Annotated in this window: 21 protein-coding genes; 15 read left to right on the top strand and 6 right to left on the bottom strand. The window is 34.3% G+C overall.

Features of this window, described 5'->3' with window-relative positions; translation table 11 throughout:
* Positions 1 to 161: 161 nt before the first annotated feature.
* The 6 genes from U9966_RS05175 to yacG all read left to right on the top strand — a co-directional run bounded on the left by U9966_RS05175 (position 162) and on the right by yacG (position 4986).
* A complete protein-coding gene (locus tag U9966_RS05175; RefSeq protein WP_306346856.1) occupies positions 162 to 620 on the top strand; it encodes a prepilin-type N-terminal cleavage/methylation domain-containing protein in 459 nt (152 codons plus the stop codon).
* Positions 621 to 645: 25 nt separating this feature from the next.
* Positions 646 to 2043, top strand: coding sequence for a GspE/PulE family protein (locus U9966_RS05180; protein ID WP_306346857.1), 1398 nt, complete (start codon positions 646 to 648; stop codon positions 2041 to 2043).
* Complete coding sequence (locus U9966_RS05185) at positions 2030 to 3220, top strand: type II secretion system F family protein (protein ID WP_306346858.1); 1191 nt, start codon at positions 2030 to 2032, stop codon at positions 3218 to 3220. The genes U9966_RS05180 and U9966_RS05185 overlap by 14 nt, the downstream gene beginning before the upstream one ends.
* Positions 3220 to 3897 (top strand): prepilin peptidase, encoded by a 678-nt coding sequence (locus U9966_RS05190; protein WP_306346859.1) that lies wholly within the window; start codon positions 3220 to 3222, stop codon positions 3895 to 3897. The genes U9966_RS05185 and U9966_RS05190 overlap by 1 nt, the downstream gene beginning before the upstream one ends.
* 268 nt (positions 3898 to 4165) lie before the next feature.
* The gene (gene coaE, locus U9966_RS05195) at positions 4166 to 4774 is read left to right on the top strand and encodes a dephospho-CoA kinase (RefSeq protein WP_306346930.1); all 609 of its coding nucleotides are present in this window, start codon (positions 4166 to 4168) and stop codon (positions 4772 to 4774) included.
* A 20-nt stretch (positions 4775 to 4794) separates the two neighbouring features.
* On the top strand, positions 4795 to 4986 hold the full coding sequence (gene yacG, locus U9966_RS05200; RefSeq protein ID WP_211599310.1) for a DNA gyrase inhibitor YacG: 192 nt from the start codon (positions 4795 to 4797) through the stop codon (positions 4984 to 4986).
* 26 nt (positions 4987 to 5012) lie between these two features.
* Here the strand turns inward: yacG and U9966_RS05205 are convergent, their stop codons facing one another.
* The 6 genes from U9966_RS05205 to U9966_RS05230 all read right to left on the bottom strand — a co-directional run bounded on the left by U9966_RS05205 (position 5013) and on the right by U9966_RS05230 (position 11091).
* The gene (locus U9966_RS05205) at positions 5013 to 5480 is read right to left on the bottom strand and encodes an Lrp/AsnC family transcriptional regulator (protein ID WP_211599311.1); all 468 of its coding nucleotides are present in this window, start codon (positions 5478 to 5480) and stop codon (positions 5013 to 5015) included.
* Between the two features lie 109 nt (positions 5481 to 5589).
* Positions 5590 to 7107 carry a YfcC family protein gene (locus U9966_RS05210; RefSeq protein WP_306346860.1) on the bottom strand — a complete coding sequence of 506 codons (1518 nt, stop codon included), beginning with the start codon at positions 7105 to 7107 and terminating at the stop codon, positions 5590 to 5592.
* A gap of 102 nt (positions 7108 to 7209) precedes the next feature.
* Entirely contained in the window at positions 7210 to 8139 is a 930-nt protein-coding gene (gene arcC / locus U9966_RS05215) for a carbamate kinase (protein WP_306346861.1), read from the bottom strand.
* A gap of 28 nt (positions 8140 to 8167) precedes the next feature.
* Positions 8168 to 9172, bottom strand: a complete 1005-nt coding sequence (locus U9966_RS05220; RefSeq protein WP_211599314.1) for an ornithine carbamoyltransferase — start codon at positions 9170 to 9172, stop codon at positions 8168 to 8170.
* A gap of 280 nt (positions 9173 to 9452) precedes the next feature.
* Positions 9453 to 10118, bottom strand: a complete 666-nt coding sequence (locus U9966_RS05225) for a SanA/YdcF family protein (protein WP_306347900.1) — start codon at positions 10116 to 10118, stop codon at positions 9453 to 9455.
* A 172-nt stretch (positions 10119 to 10290) separates the two neighbouring features.
* Positions 10291 to 11091 (bottom strand): alpha/beta fold hydrolase, encoded by an 801-nt coding sequence (locus U9966_RS05230; protein ID WP_306346863.1) that lies wholly within the window; start codon positions 11089 to 11091, stop codon positions 10291 to 10293.
* 99 nt (positions 11092 to 11190) lie between these two features.
* On the opposite strand from U9966_RS05230, the gene seqA reads away from it, so the two are divergent.
* The 9 genes from seqA to mobA all read left to right on the top strand — a co-directional run bounded on the left by seqA (position 11191) and on the right by mobA (position 21137).
* The gene (seqA, locus tag U9966_RS05235) at positions 11191 to 11760 is read left to right on the top strand and encodes a replication initiation negative regulator SeqA (RefSeq protein ID WP_306346864.1); all 570 of its coding nucleotides are present in this window, start codon (positions 11191 to 11193) and stop codon (positions 11758 to 11760) included.
* Position 11761: 1 nt separating this feature from the next.
* Complete coding sequence (menE, locus tag U9966_RS05240; RefSeq protein ID WP_407675202.1) at positions 11762 to 13189, top strand: o-succinylbenzoate--CoA ligase; 1428 nt, start codon at positions 11762 to 11764, stop codon at positions 13187 to 13189.
* Positions 13190 to 13289: 100 nt separating this feature from the next.
* A complete protein-coding gene (aroC, locus tag U9966_RS05245; protein ID WP_306346866.1) occupies positions 13290 to 14372 on the top strand; it encodes a chorismate synthase in 1083 nt (360 codons plus the stop codon).
* Positions 14373 to 14585: 213 nt separating this feature from the next.
* A complete protein-coding gene (gene mepA, locus U9966_RS05250; RefSeq protein ID WP_306346867.1) occupies positions 14586 to 15392 on the top strand; it encodes a penicillin-insensitive murein endopeptidase in 807 nt (268 codons plus the stop codon).
* A 13-nt stretch (positions 15393 to 15405) separates the two neighbouring features.
* Positions 15406 to 17316 (top strand): DNA topoisomerase III, encoded by a 1911-nt coding sequence (locus U9966_RS05255; protein ID WP_306346931.1) that lies wholly within the window; start codon positions 15406 to 15408, stop codon positions 17314 to 17316.
* A gap of 398 nt (positions 17317 to 17714) precedes the next feature.
* Positions 17715 to 18947: a molybdopterin molybdotransferase MoeA gene (moeA, locus tag U9966_RS05260; RefSeq protein WP_306346868.1), complete on the top strand. Its 1233-nt coding sequence runs from the start codon at positions 17715 to 17717 to the stop codon at positions 18945 to 18947.
* An 8-nt stretch (positions 18948 to 18955) separates the two neighbouring features.
* Positions 18956 to 19963, top strand: coding sequence for a GTP 3',8-cyclase MoaA (gene moaA, locus U9966_RS05265; protein WP_306346869.1), 1008 nt, complete (start codon positions 18956 to 18958; stop codon positions 19961 to 19963).
* A gap of 4 nt (positions 19964 to 19967) precedes the next feature.
* Positions 19968 to 20486 carry a molybdenum cofactor biosynthesis protein B gene (gene moaB, locus U9966_RS05270; RefSeq protein WP_090922710.1) on the top strand — a complete coding sequence of 173 codons (519 nt, stop codon included), beginning with the start codon at positions 19968 to 19970 and terminating at the stop codon, positions 20484 to 20486.
* Positions 20487 to 20504: 18 nt separating this feature from the next.
* Positions 20505 to 21137, top strand: a complete 633-nt coding sequence (gene mobA, locus U9966_RS05275) for a molybdenum cofactor guanylyltransferase (RefSeq protein ID WP_306346870.1) — start codon at positions 20505 to 20507, stop codon at positions 21135 to 21137.
* Positions 21138 to 21139: the final 2 nt, after the last annotated feature.

Below are 21139 nucleotides of genomic sequence, written 5' to 3' on the forward strand. Positions count from 1 at the left end.
AGAATTTTCGAACATTTTATCAAAACACTGTTTAAATAGACAGTATTTAATAATGATTTTTGCGATCGAGATCGAGAAAATTAGGTTAAGTGTTCGATCTTTATTATAGAAACCTAGAGTATCTATCTGGAATTTATCACACTTAAAACTTAAGGAAATCTATGACAAAAAGTACATTACAAAAAAATTACTTCAAACTTTCACAAGCTTTTACGTTAATTGAATTAATGATCGTGATAGCCATTATTGCTATTTTAGCAACTATTGCTATCCCTTCTTATACCAGTTATACCCAAAAAGCGGCACTATCAGAGTTATTAAGTGCTTCTGCACCTTATAAATCAGATGTAGAAATCTGCATTTATAATGAAGGTACTTTAACTAACTGTAATGGTGGTTCAAACGGTATTCAAGCCAATAAAACCAGCACAACAATGAAATATCTTAAGTCTATTTCAGCTGCCACGGGTGTGATTTCTGTGCAAGGTAAAGGTTCATTAGAGGGTTATGGCTATACGCTAACCCCAACTTATTCAAATAATACTATTACTTGGGCAACAAGTTGTACGGGTAAAGATAGTGATATTAGTATTTTCCCTGCAGGCTTTTGTTCAAATTAATGATGCTTTATCAGAGGAATAAATAATGCAATATAATGTTTATGATTTGAACAATGAAAAAGTATGGACTATTTCTGAACAAAGGTGGCAGAAGAATTGCAATGATAGTCAGCTTTTATTACGTTATCTTGTGTTACCACTAAAAGAAGATGAACATACATTATGGTTGGCACTGGATGATGAAAACAATCTCAATGCTTGTGAAATATTTTCATTTTTAACTCATAAACATATTGAACCAATATTAATTTCCTCTGATGAATTAAAATATTTTTTAAATGAACTCTCTCCAAATAGGATGAATGATCAAATTAATGAACCACAAATTGCACTTTATAATCAAAAAAACAGTGATGAAATTATTGATTATCAAGATCCTATTATCCAGCTATTAGATAATATTTTTAAATACAGTTTACAAAAAGAGGTATCTGATATTCATATTGAACCTCAAAAAGATCTTTTGGTTATTCGTTTAAGAATAGATGGCGTTCTACAGCGTTATCAAACTATTTCTCAAAATATGGCATCTAGAATTATTTCCAGAATTAAATTATTAGCAAAATTAGACATTAGTGAAACTCGCTTGCCTCAAGATGGGCAATTTTATTTCCAAACACAATTAAATGAGCGATTAGATTTTAGGGTTTCAACGTTACCCACTTATTATGGTGAAAAATTAGTTTTACGTTTACAAAAAAATAATCCAACAAATTTAGATTTTGTTACCTTAGGGTTTACCCAATCTCAAAGGAAAATTTTAACTAATGCTTTAAATAAACCACAAGGATTAATTTTAGTTACAGGTCCAACAGGAAGTGGGAAAAGTATTACTCTTTATAGTGCATTAAATTATCTTAATCAAACCGATAAACATATTTTAACTGCTGAAGATCCCATTGAAATTGTGATTGAGGGTATTATCCAAACTCAAGTAAACAGAAGTATTGGGATTGATTTTAGTCAATTGTTACGTACATTTTTACGTCAAGATCCTGATATCATTATGCTTGGTGAAATTCGAGATCAAGAAAGTGCAGAAATCGCATTAAGAGCAGCTCAAACTGGACATCTAGTACTTTCGACATTACATACCAATGATGCGCCCTCTGCAATAGAGCGTTTATTACAACTGGGTATTAAAGAGTATGAGATTAAGCATTCACTACAATTAGTGATTGCACAACGCTTAATTAGAAAATTATGTTCTAATTGTAATGGTACAGGGTGTGAAAATTGTTTTGAAGGCTATAAAGGCAGAATTGGGGTGTTTCAATGTTTATCAAAAAATGCAAAAACCTTTGATAAAGAGACCGCTTATTTAGATTTTAAAACTTTATATGACAGTGCAAAACAGAAAGTGGCACAAAATCAAACAAATCTAACCGAAGTAATGAGGGTGATCGGTAATGAAAGTATATGAATTTAAATATAAAGCCATTAATCGTTTCTCCCAACGTCAAAAAGGGATATTGTTAGGGACTAATCATCAGGAAGTAGAAAATAAGCTTTTGCAGAAAGGCTATAAAGATATAAAAATAAAACGAAACTTTGTTATTGCAACACAGCCAAAGAGTGAACAAATTACGCAATTTATTAGCCAGTTATCATTATTACTCAATGCTAAAATAACCTTAAAACAAGCGTTAAATATTGTTTTAGAAACAACTACTAATATTAAATTTTATCAATGGTTAACACAAGTTATTCAATTGCTTGAAACAGGGCATTCATTTTCTAATTCATTGGAAATTTTAGGGAAATATTTTAAACCTCAAGAAATACAGTTAATTAAAATTGCAGAACAAAGCGGTCAGTTATCAACCATTTTTTACAATATTGCTAAAACGAAAGAAAAGTCCGAAAAATTGGCTAAAAAAGTAAAAAAGATTATATTTTACCCAGTTGTGGTGCTGATTATTTCTATTGTTCTTTCTATATTACTGCTTGTTTTTATTGTGCCTCAATTTGCAGAACTCTATCAAGCTAAAGATAAAACCCTTCCATTTATTACTCAGTTATTATTCGATAGTTCTCATTTTTTACAGCAAGATAAAAATAGGATTATCAGTATGAGTTTGTTAACCTTTATCATTATTTTTATTTTAAAGAAAAAAACAACAATCATCGCTAAATTAAAATCCAAGATATTATCTGTTACTCCTATTTTTAAAAATATAATAAGTGATAATAGAATTATTTTCTTTTGTCAAAATATTGCATTAATGCAGAAATCTGGTGTACCACTTAATGTTGCACTCTCTTCTTTTATTTCATCCAAAGATAATGATTTTATTTTACAGCAAGAAATCGTCAAAATAATTGAAAGTTTAAATCAAGGATTTTCTTTCTCTCACTCTTTAAATTCCGCGTTATTTGGCGATGAAGTTATTCAAATGGTGAGTATAGGAGAGCAGAGCGGTCAGTTATCTCAAATGTTAGAGCATATTACAGAAATCACGCAACAGCGATTAGATCATAAAATAGATATACTTTCACAAATGTTAGAACCTACATTAATGTTAGTGATTGGTTCTATTATAGGTACCATTATTATGGGACTTTATCTTCCTATTTTTGATATGGGAGCCTTAGTCTAATGATCTTTCTTCAATTATTATTAATGATGATTTTACCTTATTGGTTTGCAAAAGAAATAAAAAAATTTCCTTTTAAAATTAACCAACAAGTTTTTCAAGAGTATCATCAACTGATTAATCAAAAATCTCTTTTTTATGATTTTATCAAGCATTCAACACTTCAATATAAAGAAATAAAATCAATTAAATGGCTATATCTATTATTTCCAATAATACTCTTAGTATTTAAAAATGAGCATTTTATTATTATTTTTATTCTATCTATTTTAATTTATTTATCAATTTTAGATCTTAATTATTATTTAACAGATATTAAATATATCATTATTATTTTTATAAGCGGTATGATTTATTTAATTTTTTACAAAAATATGCAGATAGATGAAAATATATTTTCACTATTATTTAGCATAATCTTTTTTTTCACTCTTCATTTTATAAGTGAAATAATATTAAGAAAAGAGTTGTTAGGAATGGGCGATAGCTTATTAATTATTGCACTATCGCCACTTTTTAATTTAGAACAATTATTACAACTGTTACTTTACGCCAGTTCTTTAGGAATATTATTTGCAAGCGGTTACTTTTTTATCAAAAAATGCAAAATTCAATGCTTACCTTTTATTCCATTTATTAGCTGTGCCTTTTTTATTTTGTTTATGATGAAAAATTATTGACGAATTTTAGTAACAAAATTAGACTGTTTAGATTGATTGGAGTAATGGGGCAAGAACATACTTTTATTGGTCAATTTTTTTAAGTTGATGGTAAATAATGTGAAAAATATAAATATACCCCCTCCCTAGCCCTCCCCCGCCAAGCGGAGGAGGGGATTCTTTGGAGGAAGTTTGTGTAACCATTCCTCCCTCCGCTTGCGGGGAGAGGTTAGGAGGGGGGCTTGCCTTGTAATGCAAAGGTGAAAAGATTTAAATGAAATCTAATACAATGAATTATATTGTAGGGCTAACAGGCGGAATAGGCAGTGGGAAAAGTACAATTGCTGAGATGTTTCAACAACTCGGTGTTCCTGTTGTTGATGCAGATATTGTCGCAAGAGAGGTCGTCGCCAAAGGCTCTCCATTACTTAAGCAAATTGTAGAAAAATTTGGCAAACAGGTTTTATTACAAAATGGTGAGTTAGATCGATCTAAATTACGCCAAATTATTTTTAATCATCAGCAAAATACACAATGGTTAAATAATTTATTACACCCTGCAATTCGTAAAGAAATGTTACGACAACTTAACCAAACGCAGGCACCTTATGTACTTTGGGTTGTGCCTTTGTTAATTGAAAGTAATCTCATTCAATATTGTGATCGCATACTGGTCATAGATGTGTTACCCGAAATTCAAATTGAACGAGCAACAAAACGAGATAAAAATAAGATTGAAATGATTAAAAATATAATGAAAGCACAGGTTAGTCGAGAAGAACGTTTAAGCTATGCTCAGGATGTTATTGAAAATAATCTTGAATTAAGTGAGAATAGTCAAAATTTAGAACAGCAAGTCAGCCAACTACATCAACAATATTTATTATTGGCACAATAACTTAATAAAAGGAAAATTAAATGACAGAAACTATCGTGAACTGCCCAACCTGTGAAAAAGAAGTGATTTGGTCAAAAGAAAATCAATATCGACCATTCTGTTGTAAACGTTGTCAAATGATCGACTTAGGTGAATGGGCAAGTGAACAAAAATATATTGCAGGTAGCGACGATGAAAATGAGGTAATGAGCCTAGAGTTAGAACAACATTAAACAACTTATTGAGTTTAAAAAATATTTTAAAGAGGAAGTTCTGTTGATTGTTTAATTGTATTTAAAATAATTTCTGATTTAATATTTTTAATACCGATTTCTTTATTGAGATAATTTACTTTGAGTTTGTTAAATTCTTCAAGATCGGACACAAAGATTTTAAGAATAAAATCATAATCACCCGCCATAAGGTGACATTCTGCGATTTGAGGGAGTAATTTCATTTCAAAAATAAAGCGTTCTCTTTTTTTATAATCTTCTTCAAAAAAAGAGCCAAGAACATAAATCATAAAATTACAATTTATTTTAGCGGGATTAAGTAAGGCTACATAACGGTCAATAATGCCTTTTTCTTCTAAAATATTGACTCGACGTAAACAAGCTGAATTAGATAATCCGACTTCTTCTGCAAGTTCAGTATTTTGTAAGCGTCCATTTCGTTGTAATGCACGTAAAATACGAGTATCTATGTTATCTAATTTTTCGTTTTTCATATAAGTTTACCACTCTCTCAATATTTGAAATAATTTCTGACTTATTGATTTGAAAGCTAGTTTTACTAGAAAACTAGCTTTTGATTATATTAACATATTCTTAGATTAATTATGCGTATAACTGCACTTGAATTAAGAGTAATATTGATGAAATTATGAATAATCCACCAACCATTGGCATAATAAATCTAACCCATTTATTAAATGGAATATGAAGCATTTGTAAGGTTACTAACACTAATCCTGTTGGAGCTAGGAAGAGCATTATATATTGTCCCCAGTTATAAGCGGATACGATAATATCACGAGGGATACCCACAGTATCTGCAAGCGGTGCCATAATAGGCATTGAAAGTACTGCTAATCCTGATGAGGAAGGAACAAATAGTCCTAATACCACAAAGACTAATAACTGACCGATAATAAATACACTACCAGACATTCCAGATACCATATCAGATAATGAAGCAAGAATTGTATCAGAAACCATTCCTTGATCCAGAATCATATTTACACCACGTGCTAAACCGATAATTAATGACACTGCAACCAGTTCTGACGCACCTTTATTAAAGGCATTAATAATATCTTCTTCGCAAAGACCTGAAATGAACATAATAATGATAGTAATGGTTAGGAATGATGCAGCCATTGTTGGGAACCACCAACCTCCATACATAACACCCCAAATCATAATTGGGAAACCTGCACAGAATAGTGCTAGAATCAGTTTTCTTTTAAATGTAAACGCTGGGATTTCTGTATTTGAATCATCACGATAGGTATGATAAAACTTCTCTCTTTCTTCATAAACAATAGAAGAAGTTGGATCAGCTTTGATTTTTTTCGCATACCAATAAAGGTAAGAAATAACCATAATTTCGCCAATAACAAGACCAATAGAACGCCAAGTAATCCCTTCAGTAAATGCAATACCTGCAGCATCTGATGCAATCACTACAGAGAATGGGTTAATGGTTGAGAATGCAGTACCCATTGATGCAGCAAGAAAAATTGCACCAACCGTAATAATGGCATCATACCCTAAAGCGATAAAGACAGGGGCTAAAATCGGATAAAAAGCAACCGCTTCTTCTTCAATACCACAGGTTGTACCACCAATTGCCATCAACACACAAACGGCAAAAACAATAGTGAACTCTTTTCCTTTAGTTCGCTCTGCTAATGCTGAAAGTCCCGCTGCAAATGATCCTGTTTTATTGATAACCCCGATCATACCACCGAGTACAAAGATAAATACCATAATATCAGCAGCTTCAATTGTCCCTTTAACCATACTAATAGCGATATCTTGAATACCTTTTGGATTTTGTTCTACTCGGGTATAAGAACCAGGAACCGCTATAGGTTTCCAAATTTTTCCACTAGTAATATTGCCAATATCAATATTAATATTAAGTTCTTTTAAGGTTTCTTCGGTTGCGGGTAGAATTTTATCTTCTTGTTGGTATTTCTTAATCACAAACACATTTTGTGCTTTGTCATAAGTAAGTTTTGAATAAGCACCTGCTGGGATTATCCAAGTTAGACCAACTGCTATAATGATAATAGCGAATAAGATTGTAAAGGCGGTTGGGAATTTGAACCCTTTTTTCTTCGTAGTCATAAGAAACTCCTTTTTTATAAGGATTAAAAAGGTTTATTTGATAAGGTAGAGCAAAATTTCACTCCACCTTATTACCTTTTGTATTACTTGAATGTGTAAAATTTAAAAATATTCAATACCTGATACATCTGTTGTAATTCTTGTTCCAGCTTTACCTTTCACAATATCAACAATATCTGATAATGAACCAATCACAGCATCTTTACCTGTTTGTTTAACAAAATTAACCGCTGCTTGAACTTTTGGTCCCATAGAGCCTGCTGCAAAGCCCATTTTACTAATTTCGTCAGGGTGTGCTTTTGCAATCGCTTTTTGATCAGGCGTTCCCCAATCAACGAACACAGCAGAAACATCTGTTGCAATTACAAAGAGATCCGCATCAAGATTATCCGCAAGTAAAGCAGAACATAAGTCCTTATCAATAACCGCTTCAACGCCCTGAAGGTTACCTTGCTCATCGTAGTAGGTTGGAATACCGCCACCACCTGCACAAATTACAATACTGCCTTTTTCAAGTAACCATTTCACAGGACGAATTTCAAAAATGCGTTTTGGTAATGGACTTGGTACAACACGACGGAACTTATCCCCGTCAGGCTTAATCGCCCAACCTTTTTCAGCAGCTAATCTTTCCGCTTCTTCTCTACTATAAACAGGACCAATTGGCTTAGTTGGATTTTTGAATGCAGGGTCGTTTTTATCCACTTCAACTTGTGATAACAAAGTCGCAAATGGCACATCAAAAGGCACTAAGTTACCTAATTCTTGTTGAATCATATAACCAATCATACCAATAGTTTCTGCACCTAATACATCTAATGGATAAGTTGGGACATCTTTATAAGCGGCACCTTGTAGAGCCAACAAACCAACTTGTGGACCATTCCCGTGAGCAATAACCAACTCATTATTTGGGTAAACTTTTGCAATTTGTTCGCAAGCGATCTTCACATTTTGACGCTGATTTTCAGCAGTTAAAGGTTCGCCACGACGCAATAATGCGTTACCACCTAGTGCTATAACAATTCTCATTATAACTCCTTAAATTATAAAATTAGGCTTAACTTAAACTTGCAATCATTACTGCTTTAATCGTATGCATACGATTTTCTGCTTGTTCGAATGCCACATTCATTGGTGATTCGAATACATCTTCTGTAACTTCAATACCGTTTGCAAGTTCTGGATATTTTTCAGCAATTTGTTTACCCACTTTGGTTTCACTATTGTGGAATGCTGGTAAACAGTGCATAAATTTCACTTTTGGATTACCACTACGAGCCATCAATTCAGGGGTAACTTGGTATGGTAATAAGATCTTAATGCGTTCGCCCCAGCTTTCTAATGGTTCACCCATTGAAACCCAAACGTCTGTGTGAACAAAATCAACATCTTTCATTGCTTTATCAATGTCTTCTGTTACCGTAATTCTCGCACCACTTTCTTTGGCAAATCCTTCACACATTTCAACTAATTCAGCCTCTGGAAGTAATGATTTAGGTGCACAAATACGTACATCCATACCTAATTTAGCACCGATAAGCAATAAAGAGTTGCCTACATTATTACGACCATCACCAATATAAACATATTTTATTTCAGTTAATGGTTTGTCGCAGTTTTCAATCATTGTAAGTACATCAGCTAACATCTGAGTTGGATGGAATTCATCGGTTAAACCATTCCAAACAGGCACGCCTGCATAGTCTGCTAACTCTTGAACAACACTTTGCTTAAAGCCACGATACTCAATACCATCATACATACGCCCTAATACACGAGCGGTATCTTTCATACTTTCTTTATGACCAATTTGTGAAGAAGTAGGATCAATATAAGTGACTTGAGCACCTTGATCATAAGCGGCAACTTCAAACGCACAACGAGTACGAGTAGAGGTTTTTTCAAAAATCAACGCAATATTTTTACCTTTTAATACTTGTTGTTCGCAACCTGCATATTTTGCACGTTTTAAATCACGTGATAAATCTAACAAATATTTAATTTCACGTTCAGTGTGATGAACAAGACTTAAAAGATGTCTGTTTTTCATATTAAAAGCCATAATATTTTCTCCTAAATTGAAGTATAGATAAAAAATAAAATGTAATAAAAATAGTAAGTTACATTTTATCTGGTTAAGCAAGTTTATGCTTATTGCTCAAGTAAAATGATACAAAAGATCATTTAGAATTTGTGACCTTTTTTCAATTAAAAATAAGAATTTTTCGCATAAAATTCTAAAAAGATAAAAAAAACTTAGAAAAAATTTTACTGTTTTAGAGGAAACTTATTATGAAATAATGAGAGGGGATAAATAATTTTTAGCAGAAACAATATGGAAACTAGGAATTCTTTTTCGCTTCTTTTATTTTTTTCAATGTTTTAGGCATTTTTCCAGTAATAAAATCAACAAACATACCTACTCGAGCAAAGTATTCACGAATTCTTACTTTGTAATGTTTTTGGGGATATTCTGCGGCAAAGCAAATCGCATCAATATGATGGAATTGTGCAATTAATAGTGCCCGTTCACAATGAAATCGTTGACTTACAATAGTAAAGTTTTGCAGATGAAAGGTTTTATTCGCTCGAATAACTGAAGATTGAGTATTATAACCAGCATAATCTTGATGTAAAAATTGACGAGGAATGCCTTTTTTACGTAAATCCTTTGTCATATTTTTAGGTTCATTATAATAGGGAGTAGTATTGTCACCACTTAATAAAAATTGTTTTACCTTTTTATTTTTAAAAAGTTTTGTTGCTGCTTCCAAGCGATTTTTATAATAAAGATTGTCTCGCCCTGAAGGAAAGTATTTTGCAGTACCCAGTACCACCGCATATTCACGTTGAGGAACAGTGTTAATATCAGTATAAATTTTATCTTCTACCAAATATCCTGTCATAAAATCAATTAAAATAACAAACGCAACAAGTAACAAGATACCTATAGTGGTAACTTTTATTATTATTTTGATAATGTACGAAAAGGTATTAAATAGTTTCATTATTGAGTTTCGGCTAAATATTGTTATTCTCAGTTATTAGATTACTTTTCCTAGCATAATATAGTCTTCAAAATAGTCAATCACTAAGCGGTGATTTACTTATAAAAATTTGCAAATATGCTATTTGTTGGTGACAAGAATAAGTGTATGAATATTATTCTTGTTAAGTATGTTATAACACTCTCTTCATCGCACGAATGACAGCTTCTGGTTTAACTGCGTGTACCCAATGATCAGCATTACTCACAATAAATAATTTAGCTTGTGGAAATTGATTTAATACAATTTGTTTATGCTCTTTTTTAATGTAATCAGATAAATCCCCTTTAATAAATAATGTTGGTTTCTCTACCTTAACATCACTCCAATCACTGATATTATCATAATTTTGTTGCAGTGCAGTTAGGTTAAATAAAAAGCGTTCATCTTCAGTGGGTGCAAATGATTTTAACATAAATTGTTGGACACCTTGCTCCTTGATATAAGGTTGCATTGCTTTTTGAGCTTGAATACGATTTTGAGCATCAGAATTTTTTACAGCAAATAAGCCAGCAAAAATAGCATCGTGACGACTTTCCGTGTATTTGACGGGGGCAATATCAATAATCACTAATTGTTCTACTAAATGAGGAGCGATATCCGCCAATTTCATTGCAACTTTGCCACCCATTGAATGCCCCACAACAATTGCAGGAGAAAGATTTAAATGTTCAAGTAGCTCTTTTACATCTGTTGCCATTGACTCAAAATTCATTTCATCACTATGAAAAGAATGACCGTGATTACGTAAATCTAAACACAAAACATCATAATCATCTTCAAAGGCTCTTGCAATACGTCCTAAATTATGAAGATCACCAAATAATCCGTGGATAAAAACTAACAAGCGGTGTGATTGTTCAGTGTTTTTGCAATTTTTTGCTGTTTGTAATTTATAATTTAAAAAAACGGATTTATTTGTTTCTTTTGTCATAATTTTGTCCAAATATGTAATCTTTAAAGATGAGAAAAAACTCAAACTTAAGTATAATGCCAATAATTTTTTGCGAATCAAGAGAATAAAGGAAAAATAATGAAAAAAATTGAAATCGATGATGAATTATATCATTACATTGCCAGTCAAACACAATTTATTGGTGAAACAGCCTCTGATATTTTAAGACGTTTATTAAAACTGTCTGAACTTTCTCAATCTGTTGTACCAACAAAAGAAAATATTAACAAAAAAATTAAAAAAGAGTTTGAAAATACATCAAATATCAAAAAAGAGCAAGTTAACGAGCTGACTTTCTTATTAAAACATTTAGATGAAGTGTTAAATTCAGATGAATTTGTTGATGAAACAAAAGCGGTAAAACGCTTTTTGATGATTTTATCTGCCCTTTATTTTGCTGCACCCGATCGTTTTACTTATGGAACAGAAAATATTCAAGGAAGTGAACGTGTTTATTTTGCAAAAAATGAGGAGACTATCTTAGCAACAGGCAGTGGTGTACGAGCTAAACAAATACCAAGTTCACCATTTTGGGTTATCACTAACAATAATACCGCTCGCAAAGGCATTATTTTAACTAAATTAATGGAAGCAATGGATATTCCAGAAGAGAGCATTGAACGTATTAAAACTTTTTTTATCCGTTAAAATGACTTTTTCTGTTTTTCCTACCACCTTTTGGGCTGAAAAACATACCTCTCAAATAGCAGTGGTATGGAATAAATCTGAAATAAGAGGATTGAATTTAGCGCCTTTTTTTAAAAATTTGCCACAACAAATTTCGTGGCAATTGCTTGATCAAATAATTGCAAAATTTACTCAACATCTTACCGCTTGTGGTGTGCAATCATCACAGCTGGTTGCGTACTCAGGAAAAAATAGATTTATTAATTTACTTTGTTATTGTGCGGTATTAACAATGGGGGCAAAAATTTTAATGCTTAACCCCTTGTTAACACAGTCTCAACGTCAGAAAATCTTAGAACAAAATCAAGTTGATTTTTTTATTACAGATAAGGATTTTTTATCTTTATCAAGTTTTGATACTTCTCAAAAAATAGTAAGCAGTTTTAGCTTAACTAACCCTGCAACTTTTACCTTAACTTCTGGCTCATCAGGGCAACCAAAAGCCGTGGTGCATTCAATAGCAAACCATCTGGCAAGTGCAGAAGGAGTATGTGAACTGATGAATTTTAAACAACAACATAGCTGGTTATTAAGTTTGCCACTATTTCACGTTTCAGGACAAGGAATAGTATGGCGTTGGTTGTTACAGGGATCCACGCTTTATATTGATCAAAATAAACAATCATTTTGGCAAACACTTTCAAAAGTCACTCACAGCTCTCTTGTACCAATACAATTACAACGTTATTTAACTTGGCTTGAAGATCGTAAAGTAAATCAAAAAATATTGTTAGGAGGTGCAAATATTCCAGCTAACCTTATCGAACAGGCGAACGCTAGAGGAATGACTACTTTTGCAAGTTACGGTTTAACAGAAATGGCATCAACAGTGACAGCAGCAACAAATCAAACAGATAATGTTGGGCAAGTTTTGTTAAATCGTGAGATCAAACTAGTAAATAATGAAATTTGGGTACGAGGTAAAACCTTAGCGTTGGGTTATTGGATAGAAAATAGTCTTCATCCTTTAACAAATAAATTAGGTTGGTTTGCAACAAAAGATGGTGGAGTTTTAGAGAACAATCAACTTATTGTGACAGGACGATTAGATTATATGTTTATTTCAGGGGGAGAAAATATTCAACCTGAAGAGATAGAAAAAGTGTTATTTTTGTCTGATTTAGTGCAAAATGTCTTTGTTGTACCAGTAGACGATCAAGAATTTGGTGCAAAACCTGTTGCATTTGTGGAATTTAAGCAACCATTTAATGAGCAAGCGGTACGATCTTTACAAAAATTTGCAAAAGATCGATTAGAAAAATTTAAACAGCCGATTGCATATTTTTCTTTGGAAGAAGTAAAACACTTACAGAAAAATGGAATTAAAATTTCTCGCAAAGCACTGATAGAATATGTAGCACAGGGTAGGATTATAAGTAGCCCCTCCTAGCCTCCCCCCCCCGCAAGCGGAGGAAGGAATTTTAAAGTCCCCTCCTCCGCTTGCGGGGGAGGGCTAGGGAGGGGGAAAATATAACAAAAGGAAGGAAATAATGGCAGGCAATAGCATTGGAACACTTTTTAAAGTAACGACCTTTGGTGAATCTCACGGTGAAGCATTGGGTTGTATTGTAGATGGCGTACCGCCCAATATGGCATTGTGTGAGGCTGATTTACAGGTTGATTTAGATCGTCGCAGACCGAAAGGTTCACGCTATACGACACCTCGAAACGAAGAGGATAAAGTACAAATTTTATCAGGTGTTTTTGAGGGGAAAACTACAGGTACCAGCATTGGGTTAATAATTAAAAATAGCGACCAACGTTCACAAGATTACGCCAATATTAAAGACCGTTTTCGTCCTAATCACGCCGATTACACTTATCAACATAAATACGGCATTCGTGATTATCGTGGTGGTGGACGTTCTTCAGCTCGTGAAACTGCAATGCGAGTGGCGGCTGGCGGGATAGCAAAAAAATATCTCAAAGAGCAGTTTGGTATTGAAGTAAGAGGCTTTTTGTCTCAAATGGGAACAGTGAAAATTAATCCGCAATCTGTGGCAGATATTGAGAAAATTGATTGGGAAAAAGTGAATAGCAATCCATTTTTCAGCCCTGATGAAAATATAATTAGTGAGTTTGAACAGCAAATTTGCTCTCTCAAAAAAGAAGGGAATTCTATTGGTGCGAAGGTAACGGTGATTGCAGAAAATATTCCAGTAGGTTTAGGTGAGCCAGTGTTTGATCGTTTAGATGCTGATCTTGCCCACGCATTGATGTCGATCAATGCCGTAAAAGGAGTAGAAATTGGTGATGGTTTTGATGTGGTTGAGCAAACAGGTACCCAACATCGTGATGAAATTACCCCACAAGGATTTAAATCTAATCATACAGGTGGAATTTTAGGTGGGATAAGTTCAGGGCAACCAATTGTTGCTCATATTGCCTTAAAACCGACTTCAAGCATTGCTATTTCGGGAGATACCGTAAATTTAGATAATCAGCCTGTTGAAATAGTGACGAAAGGTCGCCACGATCCTTGTGTGGGGATTCGTGCTGTCCCCATTGCAGAAGCAATGACAGCGATAGTATTGTTAGACCATTTATTACGTTTTAAAGCACAGTGTAGATAATTATATACCCCCTCCCTAACCCTCCCCCGCAAGCGGAGGAGGGGATTTTAAAATCGCTCTCTCATTGTAGAAGAAGATCTTAAATTTCTCCCTCTGCTTGTGAGGGAAAGGATCTTAAAATTCCTCCCTCCGCTTGTGAGGGAAAGGATCTTAAAATTCCTCCCTCCGCTTGCGGGGGGAGGCTAGGAGGGGGGAAGAACAATAGGAAATTAAATGAAATTATTAAAAATATTTGCCATTACAATGGCAGTGATCACCTCCGTGAATGCGAGTGACTGGGAAAAAATAACATCACCAGTACAAGGTAAAATGCAATCTATCGGAAGTTATTCTAATGGTTGCATTATTGGTGCCACTCCTCTTGCCTTAAAAGGGCAGGGTTACCAAGTTATTCGTTCTTATAAAAATCGTTTTTATGGACATAAAAACTTAGTCAATTTTATTCAGCGGTTAGGCAAAAATGCAAAAAAAGAAGGGCTATCAACTGTTTTAGTTGGTGATATGGGAATGCCTGCAGGAGGACGATTTTCTTCAGGACACGCAAGTCATCAAACAGGGTTAGATGCAGATATTTGGTTACGTTTTGGTGCATTGAGTGATAAAGAAGCCCAACACCCAACCGCAACAGTAATGGTAACAGGAAAGCAAGTAAATAGTAATTGGACTGAAAATCAAGCAAGCTTAATTCGTCTTGCAGCACAAGACAGTAATGTCGCAAGAATTTTTGTGAATCCTGCAATTAAAGTAAAACTGTGTCAAACCGCAAAAGGTGATCGTTCGTGGTTACGTAAAGTTCGCCCTTGGTTTGGACACACGGCACATATGCACGTACGTTTAACTTGTCCTGAAAATTCAAAAGATTGTAAAAATCAATCAGTTATACCCGCAGGAGAAGGTTGTGATGCAACGCTTTACTCGTGGTTTAAACCACGAAAACCGTCTAAGCACAAAAAGAAAAGAGCATTACCAACACCACCATTTCAGTGTCAAATGGTATTATCTTCAAAAGGTTTAAATTAGTTTTTATTTGATGATGCGTTTATTTATAGCAGAAAAACCTAGCCTTGCACGAGCCATTGCTGATGTCTTGCCTAAGCCTCATAAAAGAGGGGATGGCTTTATTACGTGTGGAGAAAATGATGTGGTTACTTGGTGTATCGGTCACTTGTTGGAGCAGGCTGAACCTGATGCTTACGATGAACGTTATAAAAAATGGCGAATGGAACATTTGCCGATCATTCCTCAAAAATGGCAATGGTTTCCTAAAAAAAATACCGTAAAACAGTTTAAAGTGGTAGAAAGGCTAGTAAAAAAAGCGGATATTTTGGTTAACGCAGGTGACCCTGATAGAGAAGGGCAATTATTAGTTGATGAAATTTTTGGCTATATGAATTTTTCTGCTGAAAAACGCTCACAAATTCAACGCTGTTTAGTCAGCGATCTTAACCCTAGTGCAGTTAAGAAAGCCGTAGAAAAATTGCAAAATAATACTCACTTCATACCGCTATCAACTTCAGCATTGGCACGTGCTAGGGCAGATTGGCTTTATGGTATTAATATGACACGAGCTTATACCCTTCAAGGGCAACGATCAGGTTATAAAGGAGTATTGTCAGTTGGACGAGTACAAACCCCTGTATTGGGTTTGATTGTGCGACGTGATTTAGAAATTGAAAATTTCGTACCAAAAGACTATTTTGAAGTGCTAGCTCACGTGATAGTACCTGAGACTCAAGAATGTTTTACCGCACAATGGAAACCAAGTAAAGCCTGTGAAGATTATCAAGATGAGGAAGGACGAGTGCTTTCTCTTGGATTAGCTGAAAACGTAGTAAAACGTATTGCCAATCAGCCTGCCATAGTAACGGATTATCAAAATAAACTTGAAAAAGAAACCGCACCTTTACCTTATTCCCTTTCTGTATTGCAAATTGAAGCAGCACGCCGTTTTGGTCTTTCTGCTCAATCCGTACTTGATATTTGCCAAAAATTGTATGAAACCCATAAATTGATCACTTACCCTCGTTCTGATAACCGTTATTTACCAAAAGAGCATTATGGTGATCGTTTTAAAGTGACTAATGCGATTTCACAACATCTGACTGAATACCAAAATTTACCAGAAATAGTTGATTTAGAAATTAAAAATCGTTGTTGGAATGATAAAAAAGTAGAAGCGCACCACGCTATTATTCCAACGGCTCGTACGGGTAATATTCGTTTAACTGAAAATGAAAAACAGGTTTATCAGCTTATTGCTCGACAATACTTAATGCAATTTTGCCCTGAGGCAGAATATCGCAAAGCAAAAATTACGTTAGAAATTGCAGGCGGTACTTTTATTGCTCAAGAACGAAATTTAGTGGTAGCAGGTTGGAAAGCATTGCAAGGAAAAGAAGACAACAATGAAATCAATGAAAATACGTTACCTATAGTTAAAAAATCACAAGAATTACATTGTGAAAAAGGCGAAGTTTTAAGTAAGAAGACAACACCGCCACGCTATTTTTCTGATGCCACCTTACTTTCAGCAATGACGGGTATCGCACGTTTTGTACAAGATAAAGAGTTAAAAAAAATCTTACGAGAAACGGATGGTTTAGGCACAGAAGCAACCAGAGCAGGGATCATTGAATTATTGTTTAAACGTGGTTTTTTAACCAAAAAAGGCAGACAAATTCACAGCACAGAAGCAGGACGAATTTTAATTCAAGCCTTACCAGAAGTGGCAACTATTCCTGATATGACTGCATATTGGGAAATGCAACTAAACGGAATAAGTAAAAAACAGACCACTTATCAAAACTTTATGTCTGATCTTACGCAAAAGTTACCTCATTTATTGAACAGCCCAAATCAACAAATTTTGCAAAATTTAAGTAAAATCACACCGCGTACTAAACCCAGATATAGCACTAAAAAATCTAACAAGCGGTTAGGGTAGATACATACTTTTAATTATTTATTTTTTAAGATTAATAGCGGTAACTTTTCAAAAAGGATAATAATATAAATTATACCGTTTTCAAAAGGTGAATAATGCTTTAACCAGTCTAATTTTACATAACCAAAATTTTTTATATTCCCAGCCTTTTGTAACAGATAGAAAAAAATAGGTATCCATAAGGGCATGTTATTTACTGATCTGATCGTAAAAATAGCATTTAGTTCAATTTAAAATGATCTTGTTCTGAACATCCTTAGCAATGAACTTACATATTTTGTTCTAATTTGATATAATTATGCTCCTTTGTTTGCTGATTTAATTTACTCAAATAATAAATAGATTTAGTAGACAAGTTTCTAAGAAAATTTTTTAATTTCAAATATGGATAAATAAATATGATTCACGTTGAAGATCTGCGTCGCATTATTATTGAAGATATAAACAGTATTCCAAAGAAAACCGAATCAGAAAGTGTAGCATTGTTAAATGCGATTGGGAGTGTGTTAAGCGAAGATATTGTGTCAGACATCAATATTCCAACGTCATCAGTATCCGCAATGGATGGCTATGCATTACATTCAAGTGAGCAAAATTTTCAAGAAAAAAGTGAATTTGTGTGTATTGGAGAATCTATCGCAGGAAAACCATTTAGTGGCGTGCTAGGTTCTGGTGAATGCGTACGTATTATGACGGGGGCGGTTATTCCTGAAAATACTGATTGCGTGGTAATGCAAGAGAATGTTCAGCGTGAAGAAACAGAAAATAAAATCACAATTAAGCTAATGAAAACGCAACCTTTGGGCAATAATATCCGTCGTGAAGGCGAGGAAGTGTCTAAGGGGTTAGCGGTATTAAAAGCAGGGCATTGTATTTCTGTTACCGACATTCCGTTATTAGCAAGTGTGGGCTGTGGTTCAGTCAATGTTTATAAGCCATTAAAAATCGCGGTTTTCTCAACAGGCGATGAATTGCGTGAAGCGGGCGAAGTATTACAAAAAGGGCAAATCTACGATTCAAACCGTCCAACCGTGAAAGCATTATTACAATCTTTCCCTGTGATCATCAATGATTACGGCATTATCAAAGACAACCCTGATGAAATCAGTCGTATTTTAGAAAAAGCAGCGAGCGAAAATGATATCGTGGTAACCTCTGGTGGCGTGTCTGTTGGGGATTATGATTTCTTAAAAGATTGCGTGAGCAAACTGGGTAATATCGTGCAATATAAAGTTGCATTAAAACCAGGCAAACCTTTTGTGTTTGGTCATTTAGGCAAGGCTCGCTACTTTGGCTTACCGGGTAATCCACTTTCAACCACAATCAGTGCAACCCTATTCTTATTACCCGCTATTTATCAATATTTTGGTGTAACTTTACCGAAATTAAGTGTAAAAGCAAAATTAGGCAATGAAATTAAACGTCGTTCAGGTCGTACTGAATTACAACGTGGTTTTGTTGAGAAAGACGCAAATAATGATTGGGTGGTTTACACGCAATTCTCACAAGATTCACACCGTATTTATCAGTTAAGCCAAGCAAATGCATTTGTCTATTTGCCAGCAGAGAAAGCTGAATTTGAAAAAGAGGAATATGTTGAGATTTTCCCTTTAAACGGCAAATTTTTGTAGAGGTGTAAATGAAAAATCTTACCGAGTCTGATAATAAATCAGCCCCTTTAACTGATTTATTTCAGCGGAGATTGAGTTATTTACGCTTGTCAGTAACCGATTTATGTAATTTTAAATGTAATTATTGCTTGCCTGATGGTTATCAAGGAAAGAAGCCGAAGAATGAATTAACGGTGTCTGAAATTGATAATTTGGTTTCAACTTTTGCGGATTTAGGCACAAAGAAGATCCGTTTAACAGGGGGCGAGCCAACGTTAAGAAAAGACATTAACGAGATTATCCAAGTTTGTCAGCGACCAGAGAATATTGAAAAAGTCGCTTTAACGACTAACGGTTGGAAGTTGGAGCAACATTATAAAAAGTGGATCGACTCAGGACTGAATCAGATCAATATCAGCGTGGATAGTTTAGACGAAGATACCTTTGAGCAGATCACGGGGCGACGTTCTTTGGGATCGATTTTAAGAGCAATTGATTTGATAATGGATTATAAGCCGTTACCGATTAAATTGAATGCGGTATTGTTGAAAGAAAGTGGCGTTCAGCAACTTCACAGTGTTTTGGCATTTATTAAGGATAAACCGATTAGCTTTCGTTTTATTGAGTTAATGCAAACCGCAGAAAATAATTTATTGTTTGAAAATTCGCATTTAAGTGCGAGTCGCATAGTAAAAATTTTAGAAAGAGAAGGTTGGACGGCATTGCCACGAGGCAAAGACGCAGGTCCAGCCGTAGAATATGCTCACCCTGATTATATGGGAAGAATGGGCGTGATTGCACCTTATAGCAAAGATTTTTGTAAAAATTGTAATCGTTTAAGAGTAACAGCAATGGGGAACTTGCATTTATGCTTGTTTGACAGTTGTGCGTTTAATATTCGTCCTTATTTGGCGGATGGTAAGCGGTCAGATTTGATCAATTATTTACAAAATTTAATGCCACAAAAACCAGAAATGCACCATTTACACGAAAACAATTCTGGCTTAATTACAAATTTATCTATGATTGGAGGATAACAAAATGCACGATGGTGGAAAACAATTTGAACCATTAAATATTGCAATTTTAACGGTATCGGATACTCGCACTTTTGCGGAAGATACGTCAGGCGATTACTTGCAAGAGTCATTATTGAAAGCGGGGCATAATTTATATGAACGTAAATTGTGTACCGATCATCTTTATGATATTCGTGCAATCGTAAGTCAATGGATTGCGGATAAAGAATGCCAAGTGGTGATTATCACAGGAGGTACAGGTTTTTACGATAAAGATATTACCCCTGAGGCAGTAAGCATTTTATTTGATAAAACCGTTGATGGCTTTGGCGAAGTATTCCGTCAATGTTCACAAAATACCGTTCAATTATCAACGATTCAATCACGTGCCGTAGCAGGTGTGGCAAATCGTACCTTGATTTTTGCCATTCCGGGTTCAACGGGGGCGTGTAAAACAGCGTGGGGCGATATTTTAGAAAATCAATTAGATGCAAGAACTAAACCTTGCAACTTTGTACCACACGTTAGATTTATCAAATAATTGTCGTAAAGAGTAATAATGAATAAATTAGCACATATCGCCATTTTAGCAGGTGGCAACAGCCGCCGAATGGGGCAGAACAAAGCACAGCTACTTTTTGAAGGTGAAACTTTGCTTTCAAGATTGGTGCAAGACGCTCGTCAATTAGGCTTAGCCACTTTTGTATGTGCTGATGATTACACTTATTCAGAAATTGCAACACATCATATTACGTTATCCCCTGATCTATTATTGAATAAATCAGGGGCATTATCTGCCATTCAACCTGTGTTAGAGCAGAGCTATTTAGCAAATCATCAGTGGTTGTGGGTATATAGTTGTGATGCGTTGTTGTTACCATCAGAAATTATTGATTTATTTCAGCAAGCGATCGATGAAATCGATGCAAATCAAGATACGCAAACTAAAACCATTTTATTAAAAAATCACAAATTATTGCCATTGGTGGGTTTATATCACACATCGTTGGCAAAGGATTTAAAAGATTATTTGTTAGCTGGCAATCGTCGAGTAATGCCGTTTTGTGATCAATTTAAGATGAAAGAAATTGAATTGCCAGATTCTGTGAGTTTATGTTGTAATTTTAATACGCCAGAGCAGTTTGAGAATGCAAAGCAACAGTACACGCAATATAGAAAAAATATAGGTTAAAA

It is taken from the genome of Pasteurella atlantica, from assembly GCF_963693435.1.
Taxonomy (GTDB): Bacteria; Pseudomonadota; Gammaproteobacteria; order Enterobacterales; family Pasteurellaceae; genus Phocoenobacter; species Phocoenobacter atlanticus.